Here is a 23,993-nt window from a genome sequence, read left to right as displayed (position 1 = left end):
TTGAAAATACTCCTTCTAAACCATAATTTTAATTGCAAAAACGATTTTCCCCCCTCTTTGTTCTGTTATTTATATCCACATTATAGCCTGATATGTGTTATTTTTATTGATTGATAAATTGAACGAAAGAAGAACAGCAAAAACATAGTTTCGTCTAGAAATTAACGAGACGTAAAAGGCGGAGTGATAAAACTCTTTCTACTATACATGTAACCGAAAATAAAAAAACAATGAAACGGAATCTATTGGGAATCTCGATGGCCTTGTTGGGGCTGTTTTTCACCTCATGCTCTGTACAAAAAGAAGAGCAAAAGCCAAACATCATTTACATCATGTCGGATGATCATACCACACAAGGATTTGGTATTTATGGCAGTCGTTTTGCATCTCTTAATCCAACTCCAACAATTGATGAATTTGCCAATGAGGGAATTGTTTTCGATAATTGCTATGTGACGAATTCTATTTGTACCCCGAGTAGAGCTTGCATTATTACAGGACAATATAGTAATGTGAATGGTGTAATCGATTTAGAGGGTGAAATTGGTGATAGACAGTATTTACCCCAAGAGATGAAAAAGATGGGCTATGAAACTGCAATGATTGGTAAGTGGCACTTGCATGATGAGCCTGCTTCTTTTGATTATTATAAAGTACTTGTTGGCCATGGGGGACAAGGGGAATATTTCAATCCTGTATTTATTGAAAAAGGTATGAAATATGAGTTTCCTATAACTAAGCAAACGAAAACGATCAAAACAGAAGGCTACAGTTCGGATGTGATTACAGATATTACATTGGATTATTTAAAGAATAGAGATAAAACGAAGCCATTCTTTTTGATGCACCATTATAAAGCGCCTCATGATATGTTTGAGTTTGCGCCAAGATATGCCGATTATCTAGAAGACACATTCATGCCAGAGCCTTCAAGCTTATATGATAATGAAAATAATGGATCTGTTGCTACCCGTGGAGTTAATGATTCTTTAATTCATATCATCGGATCATCGGTTTCTCATCGTAATACGATTCGGAATATGGGAATGCACATGGGAATTGATCAGAATATTCCAGATCCGGAATATACTAAATTGACTTATCAGGAATACATTAAAAGGTATTTAAGATGTGTGAAAGGTGTTGATGATAACCTAGCTCGATTGTTCGATTACCTAAAGAAAGAAGGTCTGTGGGAAAATACAATTATTGTATATACAGGTGATCAGGGTTTTATGTTGGGAGAGCATGATTACATTGATAAGCGATGGATGTATGAGGAATCGATGAGAATGCCTTTTATTGTGCATTGTCCAGCTAAAATTAAGGCCGGACAGAGAACTGATGCTCTTATTAATAATACAGATTTTGCTCCTACTTTGATCGAAATGGCAGGGGGAAAGACTCCTGAATACATGCAAGGGAAAAGTTTCAAATCTATTTTGGAGACAGGAAAAGAACCTAAAAACTGGCGTGATGCTACTTATTACCGATATTGGATGCACATGGCTCACCGTCATGCAAATCCTGCGCATTTTGGAATTAGAACCAAAGATTACAAGTTGATCTTCTTTTATGGCAGGTATTGGGTCGATACTGATAATCCAGATGCAGAATGGAACAAAGAATCTTGGGGAAATGATTTTACCAGACATACACCACCAGCATGGGAATTGTACGATTTGAAAAAAGATCCAAAGGAGATGAATAATGTATACGATGATCCAAACTATACTGAGGTGAAGAAAATGATGAAGGTGAAGTTGAAGCAGCAACGTGAAGAAATTGGTGATACTGATGAAAAATACCCTCACATTAAGAAAATTGTAGACGAGTATTGGGATAAATAGGAAACATCTTGGTCAGAGAAATGACGCTTTCTTTTGTGTTGCATCAGAGGGCGTCAAAGTTTCGAATCAACAAGTGGTTCTGTTGCTTATATGTCGTAAATGTGAAAATGATGAACGGATTTATTTAAATGATTTAATGTAATGTGTTATATCTTGCGATGAATTATAAAACCCTTTAAATATGGATTATACTAAGTTTTTATTAGGTGGGTTTTGTAGTCAGATTGTAAATATCTAAATCTAATATATCGTTATAATACAAAATTAAAGATATGAATAAGTACATAGCAATCCTGCTGGTTAGTATAATTACGGGATGTAATTTAAAATCGAAGCAAGCGGAAGAAGTAAAGCCAAAATACACTGCCGATTGGGAATCATTAAAGCAGTTCGAAGTGCCGGAATGGTACAAGGATGTTAAATTCGGAATTTATTTTCATTGGGGACCTTATTCGGTACCAGCACATGAAACAGAATGGTACTCCATGCGCATGTATCAGAAAGATAGTCCAATTCGCAAGTATCATGAAGACACTTATGGCGATTTGAAAGAATTTGGGTACAAGGACTTTATCCCAATGTTTACAGCTGAAAAATTTAATGCTGACGAGTGGGCTAAGTTATTTAAAGATGCCGGAGCTCAGTTCGCTGGACCGGTTGCCGAACATGCAGATGGTTTTGCCATGTGGGACAGCGAGTTAACAAAATGGGATGCAAAAGACATGGGTCCTAAGCGTGATATTGTTGGTGAGATGGCAAAAGCGGTTCGTAAACAAAACATGAAGTTTATTGCCACCTATCATCGTCATTGGTTGTATGCATGGTATCCAACTTGGGATGAAAATACCGATGCTGGTGATCCTCAGTACGAGGGATTGTATGGACCATACGTTCCAGAAGGTTCTTTTGTAATGGCTACCGGTGATTATCCAAATCCTCCTAAAGAAGCTTTTAATCAGGAGTGGTTGGATCGATTGAATGAGTTGATGGATAAGTATGAGCCGGATATCATTTGGTTCGACAATAAAATGGATATCATTGGTGAAGAGTATCGAAAACAATTCTTAGCTAACTATTACAATAATGGTGAGAAGTGGGGTAAGGAAGTTGTTTGTACTTACAAGTTTCATGACATGGCCGAAGGTTCTGCAGTACTCGATCTAGAAAGATCACGCATGAGCGAGAAGAAAGATTTTACCTGGTTAACCGATGATTCAATTGACTGGAAAGCTTGGTGTGATATCAGCGATCCTAAATATAAGTCGACAAACCGTTTAATTGATTTCCTTGTGGATGTGGTGAGCAAGAATGGTGCAGTATTACTTAATGTTACACCAAGAGCCAACGGAGAAATTCCAGAAGGAGTTAAAACGCGCTTGTTGGAAATGGGTGATTGGTTCAATGTAAATAAAGAAGCCATTTACGGAACACGTACCTGGAAAGCATATGGTGAAGGACCACAGGAAATTGTGGAAGGTCACTTGAGTGAAGACAAAAATGCAGATGCTGTTGCAGAAGACATCCGTTTCACCTCAAAGGATGGTAATTTATATGCAATTGCATTGGCTTGGCCGGGAGAGAAAATGCTGGTTCGTAGTTTTGCAAAGAGCAAAGGACTGCTAGATTCAGAAATTAAAAACGTAAGTATGCTGGGTTCTTCTGAAACTTTAACGTGGAAGATGACAGATGCTGGTTTATTAGTTGATTTGCCTGCAGAAAGACCTTGTGATCACGCTTTTTCTTTGAAAATAGAATTGAAGTAAAATTTTAAACTAAAAAATATTAAAATGAAGAGTTTGCACCTAAGGTGCAAACTCTTTTTTTTGAAAATTAATTTGCAATTATTTGATTTTTCTAATTGGAAATGGAATCCTGATTATTTTTAGGCGATTGGTACTGTTCTGAATGTGTTGCAGGCATATATGTCGGTTGCTCCATTAAATTAGAAACATAATTAGCAGATCTAAGACGAATAAATGTGAGTCGAAATTTTATTTAAGCAGTTTCCTCTTAAAAACTGAGTTCGATACTCGTTCCTTTACCTTACAGGTATTAGCAAAATTGTGGATTCTTAGGGGGTATTTGGTATTGAAAGACAAATTATGGCCTGAGGTATACATTAGAAACAATTTAATTATTCTCTTTGTAAAAAGATGATATGTTACATTTAATTAACAACAATATAATTTTGTATTAGTTAAGGCAAAGTTTTTCTATTTTATATGATTAAAATGGATCTTTCTTACTAATTAAAAATATTGTTGAATTATGCGTTGTCTTATACAAACATAGTATACGGTATGGTTTCTTTGTCAGATGAGGTAATTGTTTTGTTTAATAAAAAAAAAGAATCCGCATTTGAATTAGTTTTCAATATGTATTATCCTCGTTTGGTGTATTTTGCCAAGGAATACGTTTCTTATGATGATGCGAAAAATTTGGTGCAAGATGCTTTCATCACATTATGGAATAAGAAACCAGAGTTTGGCAGTGAATCTCAGCTACGTAGCTATCTTTATCTTACCGTGAAAAATAATTGTCTGATGCATCTAAGGCATGAGAAAGTAAGAGACAGTTATAATAATCAAGTAGCAAAACAACAACAGAATCAAATTTTTCAGGTAGCCCTTGAGAATATCGATACTTCGGAACTTATTTTGAATGAAATAAACGCAATTGTTGACGCAACTGTTGAAGTATTGCCACCTCGATGTCGGGAAATATTTGTCTTAAGTCGATTTGAAGGGAAAAAAAATCAAGAGGTTGCGGAAGAATTGAATATCTCTCTTAAATCGGTTGAAGCCCAAATTACAAAAGCTCTAAAAATATTTAAGAAGGCTTTGATAGACTATCTTCCATTACTTATTTCATTCCTGGTAATTGGTAAATAAATTTCCGTAATAACTACTCCGGAAATCTGAAACTAAAGTTTTTATTCCACCAAAAAAATAAATTTTGACAATAAGCATAGGGTATTTTCAATCTGAAGCATTCTATGGATAATTACGCTGAAATATGGATAAGGAAAAACTAATAAGGAAAATTTTAAATGGTGAATCAATAAGTGATTCAAAAGAACTTCTTGATTGGGTAAACCAGTCGAAAAGCAATGAAAAAGAGTACATACGTTATAAAAACGTTTGGGCTTTATTGCAAAGAGGGAAAGAAATGAGTAACGATACAATAGCAGAGGGATTTCTGAATGTTAAAAGTAATGCAATCGTTTTTCGAAAACGAAATGTATTCAAAATTTATAGTATTATAAAGTATGCAGCAATTATTCTAGTAGCACTTCTAAGTGGTTATTTATTTAATACTATTCAATTAAAATCAGAGATAGTAATGAATGAAATTGCAGTTCCTAAAGGGAATAGAACGTCAGTTTTTCTATCTGATGGAACCAAGGTATGGTTAAGTAATGGTACAAAGCTTATTTATCCTGAGAAATTTAATGGTAAAATCCGTAATGTGGAATTGCAGGGAGAAGGATTCTTTGAAGTTGCTCATGATACGAAACATCCATTTGTAGTTACTATTGGCAATAATCGGGTTAAGGTGCTTGGAACAAAGTTTAGCGTACACGCTTATCCTGATGACAATGAGGTTAGAGTAGATCTAATTACTGGAAAAGTTCAATTCGATTTTAAATCTGATTTGAATGCCAAGATTTGCGATCATTATATCCTAAAACCATCACATCGAATTGTATTTAATAAAACCACTCGAAATATCTCAGATTCGCACTTGAAGGATAATTTCCATAATTATTGGATGAATGGGATTTATGAGTTTGAAGAAGAGAGTTTTGCTTCTTTAGCGAAAAAAATCGAGCGAATTTATAATGTCCAGATCATATTTGAAGATGAATCATTAAAAAACCGTCGTTTTACGGGGACATTTAAGATTGACGATAATGTTTACACCCTAATGGAGGTATTTGAGAGTGCATCAGGTAAAGCGTTCTCATATCGACAAGAAAGAGATCGGATTTTTATTGAACGTACGAATAAAAAAAATGTAAAGGAGTCAAGTTAATTATCAGGTGTATGCCTATAGGAACAATTCGGATAAATAACAAAAAGTTAAAATGATAAGAATCAATTAAAAACTAACCTTATTTTTTAAATCCAAAATGTTAAAAGTATGAAAAAACTAATTAAATGTTATGATGAGTTATTTAGTTTCCATCTAAGGAAATTATTTCGAATCATAAAGCTAACCTGCTTTGTCGTTATGTTGACGTCACTTCAATTGTCAGCAACGCCTAGTTTCGCACTAACTGAAACAACTTTTACAGTAGTGAAGTCAAGTCTTTCAGATTTTTTCGACTTTTTGGAGGAAACAACAGAATACAAAGTCTTTTATGACGCAAGTGAAATTGATTTGTCAAAAGAAGTAGACTTGATAAAATCGGATGCTCCTATTGAGAAGGTATTAGAAGTTGCTTTTAATGGAACAAGTTACACCTACGAATTGGTTGATAGACATGTTATTATAAAAAATAATAAGAAGGGTAATTTGCAGGATAAAAGCAGTATGCAAAATACATCGGTTAACGGAAACGTTGTCGATTCAAAAGGCTTGTCTCTTCCTGGAGTAACAATTATAAAAAAGGGAACAACCGAAGGAACCGTTAGTAATATAGATGGGGATTATACCTTAGCTAATATTTCAGAAGGTGATGTTCTTGTATTTTCTTTTGTCGGAATGATTTCAAAGGAGATTAAGATTACAAATCAAAATGAAATCAATGTAACTTTGGACTATGATGCGATTGGACTTGAGGAAGTTATCGCTATTGGTTATGGCGTTCAGAAAAAGGCAAACATGACTGGAGCTGTATCTATGGTGGCAAACGAAGCTATAGAAAGGCGTCCCGTGCAGAATGCCGCGCAAGCTTTACAAGGACAAGTTCCCGGTTTGGTTATTTCACAGTCAAGCGGAATTCCTGGGGCAGAGGGGCTTAATATGACTATTCGAGGCCTTAATTCATTTGGTAGTGGTAATTCGCCACTTGTTTTAATTGATGGTGTTGAAGGAAATTTAGCCGATTTGGATCCAAGTGTGATCGAATCTGTAAATGTACTTAAAGATGCATCGTCGGCAGCAATATATGGATTAAAAGCTGCAAATGGTGTTCTTCTTATTCAAACTAAAACCGGTGGAAAAGATGAAATTACTGTAAGTTATGAAGGAAGTTACGCAATTAGTAAACCGACCATGCTTCCTGAAATGATAACTAACTCTGTGGATTATATGAATTTATATAACCGCTCTCTTATAAATTCACAAGGATCTGCTACTGGTGGTTACCCTGATGAAGTTATTCAGGCATATGGCAATGCAAATGGCAATCCTTTGTATCCTAATACCGATTGGACAAACCTAGTTTTAAAAAATGGGAGTGTGAAACGCCAAAATATTGGAATTAATGGAACTTCTGGTAAAACAAGCTATAATCTTTCAGTTAGTAGTTGGAATCAGGAAGGTATGGTTGTAGAAACAGATTACAACAAGTACAATTTCTTTATGAATTTTAAAACGGCCGTTACCGATAAAATTGATGTTGGAGGAAGCTTTATGGGATTATCCTCAGATAGAAAAGGTCCTGACGGAGATTGGGGAAGTTCATTATTGGAAACATGGCGGGCTCGTCCAACTTGGGGGCCTTATACAGCAGATGGAAGTGGACATTACGCAGGTAAGGCATTTTCAGGATCTACCAATGATCCTGACGGACTTATTTTTGATGAAGGCTTTACACGTGAAAACCCAATGATATCAATATATGGAGAAAATGGTTTTAGTGAAGAGAAATACAATTTTAATGGGAACCTGTTTGCTAAAATATCATTACTTGATAATCTGGTGTTTGAAGCTAAAGGTGCATATAAGTTTGATTTTACCCGTTCAAAAAATCAAGAACTACAGCAAGACGAATATAATTTTCGCACTGGTGAATACAACCGTACAACACGTGATCCATCCCGAATAGATGTAGGTAATTCTTATTCTAAGTTAGTGACATTCTTTTCAACATTAACTTATAATGCTTCAATCCAAAATCATGACTTCAAAATAATGGCTGGGTATAGTCAGGAGGAAAGAAAATATGAATTTACAAATTCTACCCGCTTTGGAGTAGCTAGTAAAATACTCACTGAGTTAAATGGAGCAGGAACAGACAACCAGCTTACATCAGGAACAACAACCGAGAGTAGTGTGCGAAGTGGGTTTTCTCGTTTTAATTATGCATTAAACGATAAATACCTTTTCGAAGTAAATTTACGTGTTGATGCCAGTAGTAAATTTGCAGAAGGAAACCGTGTAGGTGTATTCCCATCATTATCGGTAGGTTGGCGATTAGAGAGCGAGCCTTTTATTCAGAAATTTGATTTCATTCATCAATTGAAATTACGTGCATCATGGGGACAGCTTGGTAACGATGGTAGCAATAATTATCCTTATCAGTCGCGTTATGCTTTTGGTAATTATGATGCTGGAAACTATGTAAGTACACATACCTCAGGTTCTCATGGCTATCCATTTGGATCAAGTATAACATCGGGTGTTGTACTTGAGAATTTGACAAATGCTGATATCACATGGGAAACTACAACGATAACCGATATTGGGCTTGATTTTAGTACTACAAATGGTTTGTTTACAGCTAATGTTGACTATTATAAGAAAGTAACAACTGATATTTTACGCCAGTTACAAGTTTCTATTGGATCTGGAACAGGTGGACCGCAGGTAAACAGTGGTGAAATGAAAAATGAGGGATGGGATATTGTGTTAGGCCATAACAACAAAATTGGAGAAGTTAGTTACCATTTAGGTACAAATTTTTCATGGTATAAAAACGAATTGGTAAGTTATGGGGCCGCTGAAATTGGTGATCAAACAATTAACGAGGAAGGTCAACCATATAATGATTATTACATGTGGGAAGCGGATGGATATTTTAATACTCAAGCTGATATTGACAATGCACCTACACAACCAAAAACTCCATATTTAGGAGGCATTCGTTTAAAAGATAATACAGGTGATGGTGTTGTTGATAGGGACGACCGTATCCATATCGACGGAAAACATCCGGATTTATTATATGGTGTAAACCTATCGGCAAAATACAAAAACTTTGAACTTGGTACATTTTGGCAAGGAGTTGTAGGTAAAAAGACATATCGCTGGAACCATGGTGTTGAGCCATTTAACCAAGATGGTAATACACCAAAAGTATGGTTTACTGATTCTTGGACTGCTGATAATACAAATGCCAAACTACCTGCAGTTTATAATGAGTCCCTTAGTAATTATAGCGCATCAAACTATACCAATTCATTTTGGTTACAGAATACTTCTTATTTCAGAATGAAAAACATAACGTTATCTTATTCGATTCCAAAAAGTATTGTTGAACGAATTAAATTAAAAAGTGCACTCTTGTATTTCTCGGGAGATAACCTTTTAACCTTTTCAGATGATAACATTTTTGATGTTGACCCGGAAATTAATAATTCATTTACCAATCCAATACCAAAGTCATACACTTTTGGTTTAAAAGTCACTTTATAATCATCTAAAACAGTAGAAAATGAATACAAAATACATTTACACTCTTATGTTTTTCTTCCTTACTTTAAGCTTATTTAGCTGCAATGAGGATTTTCTGGACAAGCAACCAAGCGATGCTATATCTAGCGGAACTTTTTGGAAAACTGAGACCGATGCTCAAATGGCACTGGCAGGGGTTTATAGTAATCTGCAACAAAACTTTTTTTCGAACAATACGCTAGCCAAATGGAATGCTGGGCCTCAAATACAACAAGGTTGGGAAGAGGCAACCGATAATGCTTATGGTTCACGCGATAATGGATTCCGTGATATTTTAACGGGTATAATGAATCCTGACGGAGAAAATCAACGTGCTATTAAAGGTTTATACGCTGCGTCATATGTTATAATAAATGGGTGTAACGAATTTTTAGATAATATTGACAATGTTTCTGCTACTGAAGAAAAAAAGAATGTGTGGAAAGGTGAGGCTCTGTTTATTCGTTCGTACGCTTACTATTACCTTGCTGCAACTTATGGTGATGTTCCATTGCGACTGGAGGCGAGTACCGTAGAAAATCAATATACAGCCAAAAGTACCCAGGCAGAAGTATTTGCTCAAATATTGAATGATTTGGATACTGCAATCGGTTACCTTCCATCTGCTGCTTACGATGGACATGTGAAAGAGGAAGCTGCTCTGGTTTTAAAAGCGAAAGTACTACTTTATACCAAAGATTATGCGAATGCTGCAATTGCTGCAAAAGCGGTTATTGATGGAGGTAAGTACCAGTTGTCGCCAAAATACGACGATATATTCCTTGATGCGAGTCAGAATAATAATCCAGAGATCATTTTTTCAATAAAAATGGCTGGAACCCCTGGTGAAAGTTCATTCTGGTCAGCACAGATAATCATTGGATTCTGGGGCAATATGTATCCAACAATAGATTTAGCTAATGCATACGAGTGTACTGATGGAGAGTCAATAAATGAATCTGCTTTATTTGAGGCTAACGATCCCATGGCCAACAGAGATCCTCGCATGGCTGCGACTATTTATTATGGAAATTGGAATACATTGACTGAAATTAAATCCGCTTCCGGGTACTCGTTTGTTAAAGGGATATCTCCTGCTGTAATTGAAACTTTAACTCAGCCAACAGATGATGGAACAGATTACGTACATCTTCGTTATGCTGATGTATTACTAATGTATGCTGAAGCAAAAATAGAGGCGAACAATATTGATCAATCAGTATTGGATGCTATTAATATGGTAAGAGCCAGAGCATATGGTGTTGACTATACCGACACAGCTAATTATCCTGAAGTAACATCTACCGATCAAAATGCACTGCGTGCAAAAGTTCGTAACGAACGACGCGTTGAATTGACACTTGAAAACAGTAGATATTTCGATTTAAAGCGTTGGGAGATAGCTGAAGAGGTTTTAAATGGATTTGATGGTGATCCGATATCAAATCGTGTGTTTTTACCAAAGCACAACAAATGGCCTTTGCCACAGGATGCTTTAGATAAAAACCCGGAATTAGTGCAAAATCCAGATTATTTATAGTTTGAATAAATGAAGAGAACTAAAGCCATTCTTGTAAGGGAATGGCTTTAGTTTTTTATTACAATTGGGAATATTTTTCAGGAATGGATTGCATCCAGGTGCAAAACAGATCCGTCCAAGAGCTAACATGTTCTCTTTGGAAACCAAACGAGAAGCCATGACCACCTTTCGGATAAATGTGCATTTCGGTATAAACGCCATTGCTGATTAATGCTTGATACATCAGAAGGCTGTTTTGAACAGGAACGGCATTATCATCCGAAGCATGAATCAAAAATGTTGGGGGCGTATCTTTAGTAACTTTTAACTCATTCGAAAAGTAATTGATCATCTCATCCGAAGGAGAGTCTCCCAATAAATTTCGTCGTGAACCTTTATGAGTAATACCATCTTTCATACTAATTACCGGATAAATTAAAGCCATAAAATCGGGTCGGGCGCTCACCGTATCAATTGCATCAACAGAAGTATACATTGATTCGTTGTAATGTGTGCCAAGAGTAGAGGCCAGATGTCCGCCAGCCGAAAAGCCCATAACTCCAATTTTATCTTTACTAATATTGTATTTATCAGCATTGTATCGCACCGTTTTTAATGCTCTGATAGCATCCTGTAAAGGAGCTTTGTTACTTTCGATTACTGATTTAGATTGAGGCAATCTGTATTTTAAAACAAAGGCAGCAATCCCTTTTGAATTCAACCATTTGGCAATGTCAGTTCCTTCCCAGTCGTAAGCCAATATGCCATAGCCACCACCCGGACAAATAACAACAGCTTGTCCGTTTGCATTATTTTTTGCGGGCAGAAACACTTCCAATGTGGGGTTTTGTACCTTAGAAATCCTAATAATACCTGTAGATTCTATGATTTCCTTTTCATTTGATTTCTGGCTGTTTGGAATTTGATTTGGCCATAATTTTATGATGTTACTTTGACAGAAAGCAGACAGTGAAATTGTAATCAGTAAGGAAAGGATTGTAGCTTTTTTCATTTTAGATGCAATAATGATATTCGTAAAAATACCTGTTGTTATTGAGACTTATTTCGTTGATGTGCAAGTTAATCATCATTTTTGTAATTGTACTTATGCAGAATGTCACTATACGCAAGTATAGTGACATTGTTAAATATAGGTTTTGACAATGAGAATTGTAAATACTTATTGAAGCAATAACCAGTTTAGATTAACTGATTTCGTATTTCCCCAGTCTGATTTAAATACAACAACAAGATCATGAGTTCCGGTAATTGGTTCTTTAATATCTGTTTCAATAGTTTTCCAAGAGTTCCATCCATCGGTATAGTTAATTGGAAATTCAGCAACTAGTTTACCTTTTAGATTATTCAACCTAATTTCGAAACTTCCATTTCTTTGTCCGCTAGCTACGCGTGCCTTAATTTTGATTGCACCATCGAATTTTACACGATTAAATCTCACATAACTCATCATTTTAGCATCACAAACCATCCATCCGTTAGGCTCATTACCACCTACAAAAGCTGTTTTAGCACCTGATATTTCGTTGTATCTGTCAACCTGAATTGTATCATTCACCTGAGGAGTTCCGATTCCACGTAGGGTAGGGATTACTTTCTTTATGGTTCCATCTTTTTTGAAAGTCATGTAATCTGCTCGTATGGAACGAAGTTTATTATAACCACTAATATCCCAGGAATGGTAAAACAGAATCCACTGATCATTATACTTAACAACTGAATGATGATTGGTTCCATTATTAATATTGTCCATTATTTTTCCTTGATACGTATAAGGTCCCAATGGCTTCTTGCTTGTTGCATAACCAATGGTATAGCCTTCATCAGGAAATACATGAGCAAAAGTTAAATAGTAAATGCTGTCTTTTTTGAAAGGGAACGATCCTTCTTTATATCCGGCAGGTAAACCTTCTATTAGAATAGGTTTAGCCGCGACTTCTTTCATGTTATCTTTTAGGGGAGCAGCATATAATTCATGTCCGCCTCCAAAAAACAAATAGGCTTTGTTATCGTCATCCAAAAGCAAACCAGGGTCAATACCAGTCACCTCTTTTATGAAACTTTTCTCCCATTTAAATGGACCCGTTGGATTGTCAGAAACTCCTACGCCAATTCGTCTAAAAGCCTTATCGTTTTTTGGTTTCGCAGGATAGTAATAATAATATTTTCCATCTTTTTCAATACAATCAGGAGCCCACATTGCGTAGGTATCTTTTTCGCCCCAAGGCACATCATTTTCTTTAAGAATCCAGCCATGATCTTTCCAGGTAGATCCATTTTCTAACGAAAACGCATGATATCCCGGCATACAAAAGCGAGGGAACTCTGCTTCTCTTCCCGCAGGAGGATAAGTGTCGCTTGAAGGATAAACATATAATTTACCATTAAAAACACGAGCCGTTGGGTCGGCAGTAAACATGTGAGTAACTAGTGGGTTTTGCGCATTCGCACTTAAAATTCCGACAAATAGGAATAGGGTGAATGTGAATAAATTTCTTTTAACTGTAAGCATTATTAAATAGTTTAATTTGAATTTAAAGTTATCAAGAGAACCACTTCTTTAGGTGATAATTTAGAACGAAAAGTGGGGGGCATTTTGATGATTTAGATTCTGAAATATTTGATTATGCATACTCTGAAGGGGTACTGCCAAAATACTCTTTAAACTTAGTTCGGAAATGAGACGTACTTTGGAAACCGACTTCCAAACTAATTTGTTGAATGTTGAGCTCTTTTTTTTGTAAAAGTCCGACTGCTTTGTGTAATCTGATTTTTCGAATATAATCTGCTGCATTTTCTCCACTCAGTGCTTTAAATTTCCGATAAAAAGTAGACCGACTCATATTCAATCTTTCATTTAGAATCTCGGTTGTGAAATTAGGATTTCCAAAATTTTGATTGATAATTGTATTTGTTTTCCTCCAAAATTGAACATCACTTTTACTAAATTTGGTCTTGTCAAGTTTGGCGATTATTTTTGTTTAGATAGGAGCCAATTGGAGTTTCTCTCTGTTGCCAAGTAAAGCCTCAATACGAGCGATTAAAAGCTGTTTGTCAAATGGTTTTTCCATATAATCATCAATGCCTAAATTAAATCCTTTAATACGAGTCAAGGAGTCTGTTTTAGCGGTTAAAAGTATAAAAGGGATTTTAGCTGTTACTGTATTCTCTTTTACTTTTCTACAAAATGTTATTCCATCCATTTGTGGCATTGTGATATCCAAAATTAAGTAATAATTTGTCAAGCTATTTCAGGAGAAGACAATTTTGTTCAACAAGTATCTAATCCTTTGCCTGTTTTTGCCTTTCCGTTCGTTTTTTCGATTGTTCCGTTACACGTATTTGTACTTCCGTATGATACTGAAGAGTAGTATCATTGATACGGAACAGCTATTTGATGTTACGGAAGCATTAATCCATGTTACGGAAAGTCATTTGCCATGTCACGGAAGTACCAATCCATGTTACGGAAGTATAATTTTATGCTTAAATAAGATTCTTTATTGCTCAAACGAAGCTCTTGGCTGAACAAATAGCATTTCTCTTGATTTTTTTGAGTCAACTTAATATAAATAATAATTCAACAAGCTGAAAAAACATACTAGTTCCCAGCTATTGTGACTATTTATACGAATTACACAAAACATTTTACGGTATTTACTTATGATGTTTAATTTGAATTGGTAATTTAATGAGTGATAAGAATCAGGATCTTACAAAACGAAGAGCTTATTTTATTGTAATAATGCTTGCTAAAGCACAGAGATTATAACAAACAATAGATAAGTGTTTTAAAGCGCATAGCGACTTAGCCACTTGTTGTAGGTCAATATTAGAGTTATGAGAATACTAATAATTATAGTTTTTATTGTTTTTGGTGTTGAGAATGTCTTTTGTCAAGAAGAGACAATCATTGACCCAGTATTTTCTCTTTGCTATAGATTGAAAAATAATGCTAAAATTAAACCTTTGAATTTGGGAGGGAAATATCAGGGGGAATTATTTGTTCTCGCCGATTGCGATACAATAAACAATGTTTTAATTAATCATCAAATAGTCTTTGTGAAACTGGAATCATATTCAAATCCCAACGATAGTATTGAAATAAGATTAGATGACAAGTTTGGTAATTTTAAATTCATCGAGGATAATTTGATAAAGATTTTTGGACACTTTTCGAGCCTGAGAATCGAAAAAACAGGCTATAAGAATTGCAAAATACCTCAATTCACCTTGCCAATAAAGATTGAATAATAAAATACTGCACACAACAACTAAGCATTCGTGTGGCGGTAACTGCCCAACGGGTAAGGGGGGTGACTACCGGTTATTATATTGCTAGTTTATTGGGATTATTGCAAACTGAAGCCTTCACATGCAGTTCTCGAATTAGGCTCCATGCAGATTTAAAGAGAATGGAATCATTTATTCATTCTCTGATTATTTAAAGTGTAGCTCAAATGTAAAGTTAAAACTTTACAAGACCAGGGGAATGTGGTTCATAATCTGTGCTGTATTTTGTTATCCGAGTAGTTTTAGTTCTGTTTTTGGCTCATGGAAAACATACTTCGCCCGATTAAGCGTTCTGAATTGCAGTCAGTTAGGTTTTAAGGTCTTGATCAATCAAGAAAATTAACTTAGACTTACCACGAGTCAAAATTCAAGATCATTCTAATTCTTGATTTCCCCCTATAATCGTTATAATTTATCCCTGCCTTATTGGCTGAAAATCTGTCTATTTGTAGTACAATTTTCTTTTATTGATTTAATGAACACCGTCCAAAAGTTGGGCTGGTTTATAATGAAGCACATTAGTAAAGATTAGAAATGAGAAATAAAATAATTTTAAGTCTGGCTTTAGCATTAGCTACACTGGTTAATGTAAACGCTAAATCCGTTAAAAAGGGAACAAAACCAAATGTGATTTTTATCCTTACAGACGATCAGCAATTTGATTTATTAGGATGTAATGGGAATGAGATAATTAAAACACCTCAGTTTGATAAAATGGCTGAACAAGGTGTGCGTTTTACCAATGCACATGTAACCAGTGCAATTTGTACTCCAAGCCGGGTTTCAATGTTTCTTAGTCAGTTTGAGCGTAAGCATGGTGTGAATTTTAATTCCGGAACTAGTGTTTCTCCTGAGGCATGGAAAGAATCCTATCCGGTTGTCATGAAAGATAATGGTTACTACACCGGATACATTGGGAAAAATCATTCGCCTATTGGTGAAGGAGGATATCAGAGTGGTTTGATAGACAAATCCTTTGATTATTGGTACGCTGGTCATGGGCATCTTAGTTTTTACCCTAAGAAAAGGCATGAAATTTTTAAAGGAGCAAAGCACGATACGCAGGTTGAAATAATGACTGAAGGTGTTGCTGATTTTTTAAATAGCAATGAGTATCGTTTAGATGGAGCCTTTCATTTTTTGGACTCACGACCAGAGGATCAGCCATTCTGTTTGAGTATCTGTTTTAATTTGCCCCATGGAGCGAGTACAGGTACAATGAAACAATTGGCGACAGATTCAATTATTTATCGCGAATTGTATCGTAACATTCCGATTCCCGTAGAGCCAAATTACATTGCTAAAAAGGACATTGTAACACCTAAATTACCTGCTGATTTGTTAAGAGCGGATGATCGTCAGCAAGGTTATGATTACGTTGATAATATAGAGGATAATAAAGAGCGCTTAATAAGACAAATGCAAGCCATGACCGGTATTGACGGTTTATTGGGAAAACTTAGAGCAGGTCTGAAAGAACAGGGCTTGGATAAAAACACAGTCATTATTTATACTTCCGATCATGGCCTTTTTATGGGACAGCAGGGATTGGGAGGAAAAGCCTTGTGTTACGAGCAATGCACTCACGTGCCAATGATCGTTTACAATCCGATGACATCTAGCAAAGTAAGAGGGAGAGTGGTGGACGAATTGGTACAAACAATTGACATTGCTCCAACTATTTTAACTTATGCAGGTGTTGAGATCCCCAAAAGTTATCAGGGTAAGAATATTTCAGGTATCGTTGATGCTTCTGCTGAGAAAGTAAGAGACTATTTATTTACAGAGAATCTTTGGTCTACGCAATTTGGAAATCCTCGTTGCGAATCGGTTCAAGATAAGGAATGGAAATACATTCGCTACTACAAGAATGAGAACCTTTCTGCAAGAGTGAAGATTGAAACCGCGAAAGAGTTGGGAATTAATGTAAATACGATGTTGTATTCTGTGCACGATCCGGATATTGCATTGTATCGTTCATTTGTCGAAGGACCTTTAAGAGGCGAGAAAGCAGTTTATGAAGAACTTTACAATTTGAAAAAGGATCCTCAGGAAATGAACAACTTAATTAACGATTCGAGTAAAAAGCAAATTGTTGAGAATCTTCGTACTCAATGGAAAAGCTTACTAAAAGAAGCCCGAGGCGAAGGAAAACCAAAAGTCTTAAGATATACGGCAGATAGTATGTTGGAAGATTATGGTGTCGTTAAACACGAGTAAAAACTGATATTTGGTACCTGTATTGATACAGGGGCCAAATTTTTTATCTGTCAACGTTTGCGATATTTTGGCAGAATTTAAATTAGGTAGCTATGTTATAGATAATGAGCAGGTTGTGGCTTTTGGTGGTTTAAAAACCACCCTATAAATCTGCTAATATCCCCTGCTTTTACCGATCGCCCCCCTAGATTGTTTCAAACAACCCCTTCTTGTAAATTTTATTTTTAATAGTTTAGACCTGATTTCTAACCTATTATGAATAAATATGAAAAAGAACAGAGGGAAAGGCTTATCCATAGTGATAGCTTTTATTTTATTAATTGTGAGCAGTAATTCGTATGCTCAAAGTCCTCAGGTAACAGGAACTGTGACTGAAAAGTTATCAGGCGATCCATTACCTGGAGTTACAGTTTACGAAAAGGGTAGTACTAATGGTACAGTTACTAATATTGATGGACAATATTCCATTAATACAGACGTAAATTCCATTTTGGTTTTCTCTTTTGTAGGATTTACACCAAGTGAAGTAGCAGTAGCGGGTAAAACTGTTATTAATGTTGGTCTTGAAGCTGATGTTATTTCTTTGGAAGAAATTGTAGCGATTGGTTATGGTACCGTTAAAAAGAAGGACATTACAGGTTCTGTAGCTTCAATTTCATCTGAGGATCTTTTACTAGCTCCTATTTCATCTGTCGATGCTGGTTTAAAAGGAAAAATTGCTGGAGTTAGCATTCAGCAAACTACAGGTGCACCAGGACAGAAAATGAAAATTAGAGTTCGTGGTGGTAGTTCTATTAACTTTAGTAACGAACCTTTGTATGTTATTGATGGTTTTATTGGTGCTGATATCTCCACAATAAACCCGAACGACATCGCAAGTATTGATGTTTTGAAAGATGCATCAGCTACTGCTATTTATGGTTCAAGAGGTTCTAATGGTGTTATATTAATTACAACAAATGCTCCTAAGGAAGGTGCCTTAAAAGTTTCATTTGAAGCTAACGCTGGTACCAGTTCAATGATCAACGAGTATGATATTTTATCAGCAGGAGATCAGGCAGAATTAATTAACCTTCAGAATGCTTCTAAGGGTCAACCTGATGCATTTACTGCTGAAGAAGTAGCCGGTTTTAAACAGAATGGTGGGACTAATTGGAGTGATTTGATTACTCGTAAAGCAACCAAACAAAATTACACGGTTAATTTAACTGGAGGTTCTGACAAATTGAAGTATTTCTTTTCTGGAAATATGCTGGATGATCAGGGTGTTATTAAAGAATCCTATTACAAGCGTTATTCTTTGCGTTCCAATATCTCTGCGAAAATATCTGATCGTATTGATATGAAGTTTAATACCTACGCAACTCATACTGATTCTCAAAATAATGGTCGTCAGAATAATGGTGTTGCAAATGCATACGGGCGTTCTGTTCTTTATCCTCAATTCTGGGAGAGTAAAGATGCTGACGGTGAATTTATCATTCCTTCAACTTACAATAGTTACGGTGGTCGTTACCAACCAGGTCAGGAGGCTAATCCTGAGCAGTTCATTATGCAGAACCAGGAAACGTTTGGTGAGAAAATTACTTCTAACTTGGATTTAACATTTGATTTAGGGCATAATTTCACTTTATTTATATCCAATGCAGGTAGTTTCTCAACAGGATTTAATGGTAAACGTGATCTGATTAATAATGTTAATATTAAAAGAGCCGATATTACAGCTAGTCAAGCGTATAATAGAGGTAGCTCATATTTAAATACTGACATCTTATCATATGAAAACGATTTTGGCAAGCATCATTTAAAAGTTTCAGCTGTTTATGAATTTTCAAAGAATTCGTATCAATCTAATGAGACAAAAGTGAATGATTTGGCAACTCTTGCAAATGAATGGTATATCTTAAATAATGGTAAGCCATCATTGTCCTCTTCGGAATATAATGAGACAAAGATGCGCTCATATATGGGTCGTATCAATTATAGCTTTGATGACAAGTATTTAGTAACTGTTTCGATGCGTGCTGATGGAGCTTCTGTATTTCAAGAGGGGAACCAATGGGGTTATTTCCCATCTGCGGCATTAGCTTGGAGAGCTTCAGAAGAAAGCTTTATTCAAGATATCGATTGGATTTATAATATGAAAGTGAGAGCTGGTTATGGTGTTACTGGTAACAGAGCTATTGGAGCTTACGATACACAGTCTACTCTTGACCAAAGAACAAATCAACCTCTATATTATTATTGGGACAATCAAACTCCTGTTGCAGGTGTGATTCCTGGTGAACTAACTAATCCAGCATTACAGTGGGAATCAACATCACAATTAAATTTTGGACTTGATTTTAGTGTTTTAAGAGGAAAATTATCTGCAACTCTCGATGTATACGAGAAAAAATCATCAGATGTTATTATTTCAAGAACAACTCCTGCATATTTAGGTTTATCAGGTAATTCATTTACTGATAATTTCGCAGACATTGAAAATAAAGGATTTGAATTTAGTTTGAACTGGAATATCCTGAATAAAAAAGATTTAAGCTGGTCTGCTAATTTTAACGTATCCAGTAATAAAAATAAAGTAACTGATCTTGGAATTGATGCAGATCATATCTTTGTTGCTTCAGAAGAAGCTTTGGGTATTTGGAATATCGTAGGAGGTAATAAATTTATTGTACAAGAGGGTAAATCAATGGGTTCTTTGTACGGATTAAAAGCTCTCGGATTATGGCAAGAAAATGAAGCCACTGCAGCTGCAGTATATGGCGCAAAACCTGGTGAAATGAGATACGAAGATCTTGATGATAGCGGATCTTATGAAGGAACAGACAGGCAGATTATTGGTAATGCATCTCCTGATTTTATTTATGGTTTCAACACTAGCTTATACTACAAAAATTTTGATTTTAGTGTACAGTGCGTAGGCCAGGTTGGTAATGATATTTACAACTATTCAAAAAATGTTATGAACCGGGATATTCTTTATCCAGGATATTTAAACAGATGGTCTCCAAGCAACTCTGGTTCTACACAGCAAATTATGCCTGTCGGAACAGATCATTCTGCTTCTTATGTAGTAAGTCAGTATGTTGAGAATGGTTCATTCTTCAAAGTAAGTAACTTAACTATTGGTTATACCTTGCCTGCAAATATGTTGCAACAAATCGGAATTAGTAATTTAAGACTTTACGGAAGTGTAACTAACTTACTTACAATAACTGATTATTCCGGTCTTGATCCTGAGGCATCAAGTTCTAATATTAATAGTGATTCTCAGGCGGGTATTGATGCATTTTCTTATCCTCTTGTTAGAACATTTTCAGCAGGTTTAAAAGTAACATTCTAAAAATAAAACAATTATGAAACGAAATATATATTCATATTTAATCATGTTAATCTTCGGAGGATTGATGCTGTCGAGTATGGTATCTTGCGAAGATTTAGACGAAGGATCTTTGGGAGCTGTTTCCGGTGATTCATTTTATGCTGATGAATTAAGCCTAGAATCTGGTGTTACCGGAATGTTTGGATTAATGAATCGTGCTTGCTGGGGAGTTGATATATTAGCAGCTTATACTGGTGCTGATGATTTGACTACACATAATGGAGGTAATAAGTGGGTTTTTAGAGAAGGTGATACATTTGCTTTAACAGGTGGAAATGGTCGTACTATTGGTATTTGGAATGCATACTACAGAGCTATAAATGCAGCCAATACTTTTATCGAAAAGGCACACCCAGAAGGAGTTGATGAAGCAGTTGTGAACAATACGCTTGCAAATGCTTATTTTGTTAGAGCCTTGTTATATTTTCGATTGACAACAGTTTTTGGTGATGTTCCTTTGCCATTAACCTCTTCTCCTGACTACGAAATGTTAAAAACACCTAGCAGAGAGGTGATAACTCAGGTAATAAGTGATTTAAAGTTTGTTGAGCAATGGGCTGTTAATGCACGTGACACTGATGTTTCTGTTGTTGATGGACATGCAACTAAAACTGCGGCAAAAGCTTTCATAGCAAAAGCTTACATGCAATTAACAGGATGGCCTTATGGTGAAACTGATAAATGGGCAGATGTTAAATCTTATACCAAGCAAATTATTGATGCTAATGTTTATTCATTAATGGATGATTATATGCACAATTTTGGTGAGCCTTGGGAAAATAACAAGGAGATCATTTTTGCACATCAATACAAGCGTCAGCCTTGGCCAATTAGTGGTGAGAGTCGCTGGTATGGTGCATTTTGGGCCGCTTGGATGGATATGTTCATAGAATGGAATTTCTATTCGGGTTTTCCTGACGGATATCGTAAGAATGCTACAACAAGTACAACTTCAGTAGATGCCATTACATATGCACATCCTGTGAATACCAAGTTGCTTTACGGTACAATTCAAGGTAGACCAGAATTTCTTCATACTTGGCAAAGTCATAATGATGTAGCTGCAATGCGTTACGCTGAAGTATTGTTGATGTATGCTGAGGCTTGTGCGAATACAGGCGCTGAAGCTGATGCAATTAACTATTTAAATATGGTGAAGCGAAGAGCTTACGCTGGTGGTGCGACCACCTCTGATGAGGTTGCGGCTTTGGGTGCAGGTTTTTGGGAAGATGCTGATGCAAGTGTTGATTATACAGCCGCTCAATTGAGCTCTAAACAAGCAATTATTGATGCTATTGTAAAAGAGCGTGCCTACGAATTTGTATCAGAAATTGGTGGAAATAGATGGTTGGATCTTGTTCGTTTGGAAAAGGTAGGTACTGTAAATGCTTTACGTGATTCACGTGAGGTTCCACTGGTAGGAGATCCTAACAATAAGGCCCTTTGGTATGCTCCAATTCCAGAAACAGAAATTGATTTAAATCCTAATTTATAGGTATTTAATGATTTAAGTTCTTATTTAGAGGTGAATAAGGATGATTAGTGAGAGAAGAGGGTATCCTATTGGATATCCTCTTTTTTTATGGGTATTAAATTCAGAGTTTGATGAACTGATAAGTTGTATTCATTTAAATTCAAAGACTAAGGGAAGTATTTAAGAGGTTTATAGATTTTAAAGGACATAATTGGGTGGGAGTACTATAATCCTTGCTTTAGATCAAATCTAAATGGATTTTGAGAGTTGATCTATTTAATGTGCAACTGCCCAAATCAAATCCAAATCAGTATTGGTTCGGCTAACTCCTTTAGTAAGAAAAACAGCGGTAAAATGACTTTTTTCATCTAGATACTTCTCTGTAAAATGTTGAATGGAATCAATATTCGTAAAGTATTCAACGGTAGAGCGAACTCCAATATCGTGATTCGAAAAGAAAATGAATTGTTCGCTATTATCCGGGCCGGGTATTTTGGAAACAATGGCGTAGTCAGATTCTGTTCCATTAGAAATAAGATTTAATACAGTATCTTTTAGGCTAGGATGATTCGAAAACAGTAGACGGTCACCATCAATTTTAAAGTAGGGATTTTCTTCATTAAAAAAGTGAACAAATTTATTGTTGTTTTTTATGGGACCAATGTAGATGGAATTTCCCTCTTTGATATCAGCAATGGTGCTTTGCATTGAAAATCGGATGTTGAACTCTTTCTCGTAATCTTTAAACAACAGGCTAAGTCTTTGTGTTGATACGGCCGCCATTCCGTTTGTGTAAGAATAGTTTGATGGTTTTAGATCGCCGGCAAGCTCAGGTTTGTTTTCACAGAACTGATAAAATTCTTTCAAGTCATTGATATTGTAATCTCTGTTCCAGCCAACGTTTCCCGTAGCGGTTGTACCCATTATGCCAAACACATCACCAACAAATAAAGTTGTGGCAGTTTTATTGCTAAGAAATGAACGCCATAATACTGGGGCTTTTTTCGGTATACTATTTAAGGCAAATACCAATAGGACAACAAACAGAAGCAGGTAAGGGATTAGAATAGTTGGTTTACTCACTGCAAGAAAACGCTCTTTACGATTCTTTGTAATGAAGCTTACCTGATATTGTCCCTTGTCAATACATAATTGCCATGTATCATTTTTACCTTCTTTCTCATAATAGGAGGTCAGTTTTTTTCTCAGGTTGTAAATGTTTACCCGAACCCGAGGATTGCTTTTGTCTGTGTTTTTTGATTCTCCAAAAAAATCAATCTCGATAAGCTTTTCTTTTAAATCGGTTCCTTTTAGTGTTTCCTCGAACAAATATTGTAGCATGGAGCTACTTGTTGGAGCCTTCGAAAAAGTCCCGCTTTTACGGATTTCATCAACCGCTAATCGTTTTTTTTCTGTGGATATATTCATTGATTGGAAATGGGATGTATCATGATTTCGTTTGGCAACTGACTATTAGTTAGTTTTATACGGTTGAACTTAACCGTTACAAGTACCGTTAAAGCAGTGTTAAAGATAAACAAAATGCCTGGAATAGTGTTCATTTGGAATAATGATTAGAAGGAATGGTAATTTCTACTAATCTTATTTATATCCGCAATTGTAATAGTAGAT

15 protein-coding genes are annotated in these 23,993 nt (G+C 35.7%); 10 read left to right on the top strand and 5 right to left on the bottom strand.

Translation table 11 applies throughout. The features are described 5' to 3' along the window. Nucleotides 1-230: 230 nt before the first annotated feature. From ALGA_RS00310 to ALGA_RS00285, 6 genes are all read left to right on the top strand, one after another. Complete coding sequence (locus tag ALGA_RS00310; RefSeq protein ID WP_096427398.1) at nt 231-1,850, top strand: sulfatase family protein; 1,620 nt, start codon at nt 231-233, stop codon at nt 1,848-1,850. Nucleotides 1,851-2,122: 272 nt separating this feature from the next. Continuing rightward, nucleotides 2,123-3,613, top strand: coding sequence for an alpha-L-fucosidase (locus tag ALGA_RS00305; protein ID WP_096427397.1), 1,491 nt, complete (start codon nt 2,123-2,125; stop codon nt 3,611-3,613). A 537-nt stretch (nt 3,614-4,150) separates the two neighbouring features. After that, complete coding sequence (locus ALGA_RS00300) at nt 4,151-4,741, top strand: RNA polymerase sigma-70 factor (protein WP_096427396.1); 591 nt, start codon at nt 4,151-4,153, stop codon at nt 4,739-4,741. 124 nt (nt 4,742-4,865) lie between these two features. Then, nucleotides 4,866-5,885: a FecR family protein gene (locus ALGA_RS00295; RefSeq protein ID WP_096427395.1), complete on the top strand. Its 1,020-nt coding sequence runs from the start codon at nt 4,866-4,868 to the stop codon at nt 5,883-5,885. A gap of 108 nt (nt 5,886-5,993) precedes the next feature. Further along, nucleotides 5,994-9,434, top strand: a complete 3,441-nt coding sequence (locus ALGA_RS00290) for a TonB-dependent receptor (protein WP_096427394.1) — start codon at nt 5,994-5,996, stop codon at nt 9,432-9,434. A gap of 19 nt (nt 9,435-9,453) precedes the next feature. Then, a complete protein-coding gene (locus ALGA_RS00285) occupies nt 9,454-10,992 on the top strand; it encodes a RagB/SusD family nutrient uptake outer membrane protein (RefSeq protein ID WP_096427393.1) in 1,539 nt (512 codons plus the stop codon). Nucleotides 10,993-11,050: 58 nt separating this feature from the next. Here the strand turns inward: ALGA_RS00285 and ALGA_RS00280 are convergent, their stop codons facing one another. The 4 genes from ALGA_RS00280 to ALGA_RS00265 all read right to left on the bottom strand — a co-directional run bounded on the left by ALGA_RS00280 (nt 11,051) and on the right by ALGA_RS00265 (nt 14,213). Beyond that, on the bottom strand, nt 11,051-11,983 hold the full coding sequence (locus tag ALGA_RS00280) for an alpha/beta hydrolase (RefSeq protein ID WP_096427392.1): 933 nt from the start codon (nt 11,981-11,983) through the stop codon (nt 11,051-11,053). A gap of 168 nt (nt 11,984-12,151) precedes the next feature. Then, nucleotides 12,152-13,501: a family 43 glycosylhydrolase gene (locus ALGA_RS00275; protein ID WP_096427391.1), complete on the bottom strand. Its 1,350-nt coding sequence runs from the start codon at nt 13,499-13,501 to the stop codon at nt 12,152-12,154. A gap of 112 nt (nt 13,502-13,613) precedes the next feature. Next, nucleotides 13,614-13,832: a helix-turn-helix transcriptional regulator gene (locus tag ALGA_RS23515; protein WP_096427390.1), complete on the bottom strand. Its 219-nt coding sequence runs from the start codon at nt 13,830-13,832 to the stop codon at nt 13,614-13,616. Between the two features lie 138 nt (nt 13,833-13,970). Continuing rightward, the gene (locus ALGA_RS00265; RefSeq protein WP_262496436.1) at nt 13,971-14,213 is read right to left on the bottom strand and encodes a response regulator transcription factor; all 243 of its coding nucleotides are present in this window, start codon (nt 14,211-14,213) and stop codon (nt 13,971-13,973) included. A 616-nt stretch (nt 14,214-14,829) separates the two neighbouring features. Between ALGA_RS00265 and ALGA_RS00260 the strand changes: the two genes are divergently transcribed. The 4 genes from ALGA_RS00260 to ALGA_RS00245 all read left to right on the top strand — a co-directional run bounded on the left by ALGA_RS00260 (nt 14,830) and on the right by ALGA_RS00245 (nt 22,382). Then, nucleotides 14,830-15,243: a hypothetical protein gene (locus ALGA_RS00260; protein WP_096427388.1), complete on the top strand. Its 414-nt coding sequence runs from the start codon at nt 14,830-14,832 to the stop codon at nt 15,241-15,243. 573 nt (nt 15,244-15,816) lie between these two features. After that, nucleotides 15,817-17,502, top strand: a complete 1,686-nt coding sequence (locus ALGA_RS00255; RefSeq protein ID WP_096427387.1) for a sulfatase-like hydrolase/transferase — start codon at nt 15,817-15,819, stop codon at nt 17,500-17,502. Nucleotides 17,503-17,767: 265 nt separating this feature from the next. Next, the gene (locus ALGA_RS00250) at nt 17,768-20,848 is read left to right on the top strand and encodes a SusC/RagA family TonB-linked outer membrane protein (RefSeq protein ID WP_096427386.1); all 3,081 of its coding nucleotides are present in this window, start codon (nt 17,768-17,770) and stop codon (nt 20,846-20,848) included. Nucleotides 20,849-20,861: 13 nt separating this feature from the next. Further along, a complete protein-coding gene (locus tag ALGA_RS00245) occupies nt 20,862-22,382 on the top strand; it encodes a RagB/SusD family nutrient uptake outer membrane protein (RefSeq protein WP_096427385.1) in 1,521 nt (506 codons plus the stop codon). Between the two features lie 255 nt (nt 22,383-22,637). Here the strand turns inward: ALGA_RS00245 and ALGA_RS00240 are convergent, their stop codons facing one another. Further along, nucleotides 22,638-23,789, bottom strand: coding sequence for a hypothetical protein (locus ALGA_RS00240; RefSeq protein ID WP_096427384.1), 1,152 nt, complete (start codon nt 23,787-23,789; stop codon nt 22,638-22,640). Nucleotides 23,790-23,993 lie beyond the last annotated feature (204 nt).

It is taken from the genome of Labilibaculum antarcticum, from assembly GCF_002356295.1.
GTDB classification, from domain to species: Bacteria; Bacteroidota; Bacteroidia; order Bacteroidales; family Marinifilaceae; genus Labilibaculum; species Labilibaculum antarcticum.
Note: the sequence above shows the minus strand (reverse complement) of the source record. Positions and strands in the feature narration are given on the sequence as shown.

What these genes read in the sequence shown, in the direction of transcription:
- ALGA_RS00295 (WP_096427395.1), top strand. Translation starts at nt 4,866, where the DNA reads ATGGATAAGGAAAAACTAATAAGGAAAATTTTAAATGGTGAATCAATA.
- ALGA_RS00260 (WP_096427388.1), top strand. Translation starts at nt 14,830, where the DNA reads ATGAGAATACTAATAATTATAGTTTTTATTGTTTTTGGTGTTGAGAAT.
- ALGA_RS00310 (WP_096427398.1), top strand. Translation starts at nt 231, where the DNA reads ATGAAACGGAATCTATTGGGAATCTCGATGGCCTTGTTGGGGCTGTTT.
- ALGA_RS00250 (WP_096427386.1), top strand. Translation starts at nt 17,768, where the DNA reads ATGAAAAAGAACAGAGGGAAAGGCTTATCCATAGTGATAGCTTTTATT.
- ALGA_RS00240 (WP_096427384.1), bottom strand. Translation starts at nt 23,789, where the DNA reads ATGAATATATCCACAGAAAAAAAACGATTAGCGGTTGATGAAATCCGT.
- ALGA_RS00285 (WP_096427393.1), top strand. Translation starts at nt 9,454, where the DNA reads ATGAATACAAAATACATTTACACTCTTATGTTTTTCTTCCTTACTTTA.
- ALGA_RS00245 (WP_096427385.1), top strand. Translation starts at nt 20,862, where the DNA reads ATGAAACGAAATATATATTCATATTTAATCATGTTAATCTTCGGAGGA.
- ALGA_RS00290 (WP_096427394.1), top strand. Translation starts at nt 5,994, where the DNA reads ATGAAAAAACTAATTAAATGTTATGATGAGTTATTTAGTTTCCATCTA.
- ALGA_RS23515 (WP_096427390.1), bottom strand. Translation starts at nt 13,832, where the DNA reads ATGAGTCGGTCTACTTTTTATCGGAAATTTAAAGCACTGAGTGGAGAA.
- ALGA_RS00305 (WP_096427397.1), top strand. Translation starts at nt 2,123, where the DNA reads ATGAATAAGTACATAGCAATCCTGCTGGTTAGTATAATTACGGGATGT.
- ALGA_RS00280 (WP_096427392.1), bottom strand. Translation starts at nt 11,983, where the DNA reads ATGAAAAAAGCTACAATCCTTTCCTTACTGATTACAATTTCACTGTCT.
- ALGA_RS00255 (WP_096427387.1), top strand. Translation starts at nt 15,817, where the DNA reads ATGAGAAATAAAATAATTTTAAGTCTGGCTTTAGCATTAGCTACACTG.
- ALGA_RS00275 (WP_096427391.1), bottom strand. Translation starts at nt 13,501, where the DNA reads ATGCTTACAGTTAAAAGAAATTTATTCACATTCACCCTATTCCTATTT.
- ALGA_RS00300 (WP_096427396.1), top strand. Translation starts at nt 4,151, where the DNA reads ATGGTTTCTTTGTCAGATGAGGTAATTGTTTTGTTTAATAAAAAAAAA.